Origin of the sequence: Cognatishimia sp. MH4019 (assembly GCF_020177595.1) — a bacterium.
In the GTDB taxonomy this organism is placed as follows: Bacteria; Pseudomonadota; Alphaproteobacteria; order Rhodobacterales; family Rhodobacteraceae; genus JAHTBL01.
In genome coordinates this window covers 1-3748 of the sequence record NZ_JAHTBL010000022.1, presented here as the reverse complement: position 1 = coordinate 3748, position 3748 = coordinate 1, and the positions used below count along the sequence as shown (strand labels likewise).

General features: G+C 56.6%; 4 protein-coding genes. All 4 read left to right on the top strand.

Annotation, left to right across the window (positions count from 1 at the left end):
* The coding region (locus KUW67_RS18285) for a hypothetical protein (protein ID WP_224826779.1) at positions 1-500 on the top strand (500 nt) is incomplete at its 5' end.
* Between the two features lie 297 nt (positions 501-797).
* A complete protein-coding gene (locus tag KUW67_RS18280; RefSeq protein ID WP_224826778.1) occupies positions 798-1166 on the top strand; it encodes a hypothetical protein in 369 nt (122 codons plus the stop codon).
* A 5-nt stretch (positions 1167-1171) separates the two neighbouring features.
* Complete coding sequence (locus KUW67_RS18275) at positions 1172-1543, top strand: DUF3768 domain-containing protein (RefSeq protein WP_224826777.1); 372 nt, start codon at positions 1172-1174, stop codon at positions 1541-1543.
* Positions 1544-1745: 202 nt separating this feature from the next.
* Positions 1746-3593: a ParB/RepB/Spo0J family partition protein gene (locus tag KUW67_RS18270; RefSeq protein ID WP_224826776.1), complete on the top strand. Its 1848-nt coding sequence runs from the start codon at positions 1746-1748 to the stop codon at positions 3591-3593.
* Positions 3594-3748 lie beyond the last annotated feature (155 nt).

Here is a 3748-nt window from a genome sequence, read left to right as displayed (position 1 = left end):
CGCCGCTTGTGCCTCCTGCTTTGGTCCCATCATCGCCAAATCCCCCAATCAATAAAGGAATTGAATCAGCGATTACCACTTCGATCAAGCAAGAGTTTTTCAACACAATCAGCTCAAACCCGCCATTCCCTGCATCTTACCAATTCGCAAGCTCTGAAAATCTCGGTCTGAACCGGTTAATTCTCATTGCCGCTCTTATCAGATGTTCTCTATACGTTCACGTCATGGGGTCTCGGAAAGCACATCGGTATGACATTATTGATCGCGAGTTTCCGGTCCGGCTGACGATCAAGTGCTCTCCAGAAACCCACGAGCTCACGCAGCTTTGGATGCAGCGAAATATTGGGGCAAACAACTATGCCAGCCGGCCTCAGACGATGTGGTCTGGGCAGCGGGCGTTGTGCGTCTATTTTCGCACTGTCCATGACGCGTCGATGTTTTTGCTGGGGTGTCCGCATATCCAGCTTGTGGCTGAGACGTATCACCACTTCGAGCGATAGAGCTCCGGTCATGGCCCCTCTTTTCATCTTTTTCTGATCAAGGCTGCGCGGCCCCGTGCCGGGTCCTTGCTCTAAGGACCTTTGGTCCTCGCGCCCGCAACGGAAATAGACGGGACCGTGTCCTCGGCTGGCGCCTGCGGGCCGCACCACCTCCCATCGATTTCCGTGGCAGTTGCTACCCCCGACACTTCGCCAGTGGGTCAGGTTTTAGAGACGACGCCCCTTTAGGGGCTTTGCTCAAAACCAGACGACAAGGGCGCGATTGCCAAGGTCGTCTCACCGCAAAGGAGAGCCGAGATGGGTTTGGATCAATATGGATATGTAAAGGTTTCTGAGGAAGCGGACGTGCCGTCCGAAATGACGTTCTACTGGCGCAAGCATGCGCGTTTGCAGGCATGGGCGGAGGCGTTGTTTGTCGCCAAGACGGGGCAGGGGGCGGAGGCGCTTAATTGCGCCGAGTTGGTGCTGACGGTGGCGGATATCGCAGGGCTGCGCGCGCTTGTCACGGACGGTGCCTTGCCGAAATCCAATGGCGGGTTCTTTTACGGCCACCAGTTTCAAGACGAGCAGGTCGAAGCCTATGCAGCGCAAGATTTGGCGTTCTGTGATTGGGCTGAGGTGCAGATCGCATCGGGTGAAACCGTTGTCTACTCGTGCTGGTGGTGAGCGTCATGTCAGAGCAAATCCCCACCGACGAGAACGCCCTGATCGCCCAGCAGAACGATCTGTTTCGGAACAGTTGCGGGCAAGACCCGACAGTGCGCGGGCGGATTATGGTGACACGAGGCGTCGATGATCTTGCCCCCGTGGTGCAGGCGATCATCGTGCAGCGCGTGCAGACCTTTTCAGAGTTCACCGAGGATAATGATCCTTATGGCGATCACACGTTTGGCGCCTTCGATCTGACGGTCACGGGGCCGACCTACAAGCTGTCTTGGAAGATCGACCTTTACGACACCGACTACCGGATGGGCAGCCCGAACCCTGCTGATTTGAACGTCACGCGGCGGGTTCTGACCATCATGCTGGCCCACGAATACTGAGGCCAAAAGCAGGTTTTGAAAGGAGGTGATTTGCACAAGTAGCCAGAAGTGAAACGCAGGAAGGGAGGTGTCTGGGAAAGATTGGCCTCCCTTCCTGAACCGAAACCAAGGGGCAAGGCCCCGCGCTTTCTTGGCCCGATGATGGGCTGGGAAAGACCTTAGGGACGACGGATGTGTCGTTCAAACCAAAAGGACTTCTCAAATGACAAAGCAAACCAAACTATCGACCGAACACGGGATCGTTTTTGCTGGGATTGAACAGCTTTATTTGCACCCGTTGAACCCACGCCAAGAGGTCAACGAGGAGGGTATCGCGACCCTTGCGGGCAGTATCGACATCTGTGGCTTGATGCAGAACCTGATTGGCTTGCAGCAGGAGGACGGCACGATTGGCATCGTGGCGGGTGGACGCCGGATGCGGGCGTTGAAGTTGTTGGCCGAGCAGGATGGGAAAGCCCAGGTTGTGGCGTCAATTCCGGTGCGTCTGGCAGCAGATGAAGCACAGGCCGAGATATGGGCGAATGCGGAGAATACCGCGCGCATCGATCTGGACCCAGCCGATGAAATCCGGGCTTACGGGCGGATGGCGCAAAGTGAGGCCACGGCCGAGGCAATTGCGTCCGCCTTCGGTGTCACCGTCGCACATGTGAAAGGACGGTTGAAACTGGCAGGCTTGCCGGAGGCCGCGTTGGACGCATTGAAGACGCAACAGATCAACCTGACATCGGCGCAGCGGATGACCACGGCAAATGACCCCAAGCTGGTGTTTGAGGCGCTGCAGCTGATCGCGGAGGGGCGGATCGAAACGACACGTCAGTTGGACCATTTCCTGCATCCCAAAGCGGTTACCGCGAAGGATCGTCGAGCGGTCTTTGTGGGCATCGAAGCTTATCAAGATGCAGGTGGCCGCGTGACGTCCGATCTGTTTTCCGAGGATGTGTTCTTTGAAAGCGCTGAGGTTCTGGACGAGGCGTTTAAGGCCGCTTTGACGGCGCATGCGGAGGCCGTGAAAGAGGCTGACGGTTGGGCGTGGGTCGAAGTTTGCGCTGACGCCTACCTTGGCTGGAACTTCGTCGAAGTGCACAAGTATCAGCGGGTCTATCCGGTGGCTGGCGTTCTGAACGACACGCAAAGCGAGCGGTTTGAAGCGCTGGTGGAACTGTCTGATACGGACGTTCTCGACGCGGATGGAAAGGCCGAGTTGGAGGTTCTGGATGCCATCCTTGAAGGCGACTTTACGGATGATCAAAAGGCGTTGGCGGGGTGTGTGATACACGTGAACGGTGAGGGCGCCCGTGTGGTCAACGCGGGGTTTATCCGACCAGAGGATAGGAAAGCTGCGATCGAAGCTGGCGTTCTGGAAAAGTCGAAGCACGGCGATCCCGAAGCTGCCCCACGTAACCCCTATTCGCAAAAACTGCGCGATGATCTTGATGCAGTTCGACTGGCATCTTTACAGAATGCAGCGATTGAGAAGCCGGAGCTGTTGCTTGATCTACTGGCGTTCCAACTGAGCGGGATGGCGGGGTTCGCGCGCGTCTTCGATGCGACTTTTGAGAGCCCGTCGAACACTCCGAAATCTGAGACCGGGTTTGCGGTCGATGCGCGGTTGAGCGATCCGAAAGCCTCTCCAAAATCACCGTGGGATGTGGATTTGTGCAAGGCATTTGCAGCGTTCAAAAAGAAGGGTCGCGCGTATCGAGATGCCGAGTTGAGCCGCCAGTTGAGCGCGGTCTTGGTCGGCGGCTCGGAGGACTTTACTGCGGTCTTGGAGGGAAAGACCGGAGCGGCAATCCGGTCAACTTGGACCCCCACCGCTGAGAACCTGTTCAGCCGGATATCCGCGCAGATGATGCAGGACATTTACGCGGACTTGCTGGGTCTGAAACCGAACGATCCGCAGTTCAAGACCTTCGTCAAACTGAAGAAAGCCGTGAAGGCCGAGGTGTTGGAAGAGGTCTTTAGCGACTCCGAACGGCAGAAGGTTCTGGGCGTCACGAAGGCTCAGAAAGCGCGGATTGATGCGTGGGTGCCTACGTATTTCGAGTGAAGTTTAGTGCAAGAGGAGGGGGCTTTGGCTGTCTGACGTCAGCACCAATGGGACAGTTTAGGTTGATTTGATAAGAGAGGGTTTCTGGCACATCGTAACCACCAAGGAGTGGAGATGAGACAGAAACCCGGAACACGTAAGAGCCACGGCGAGAA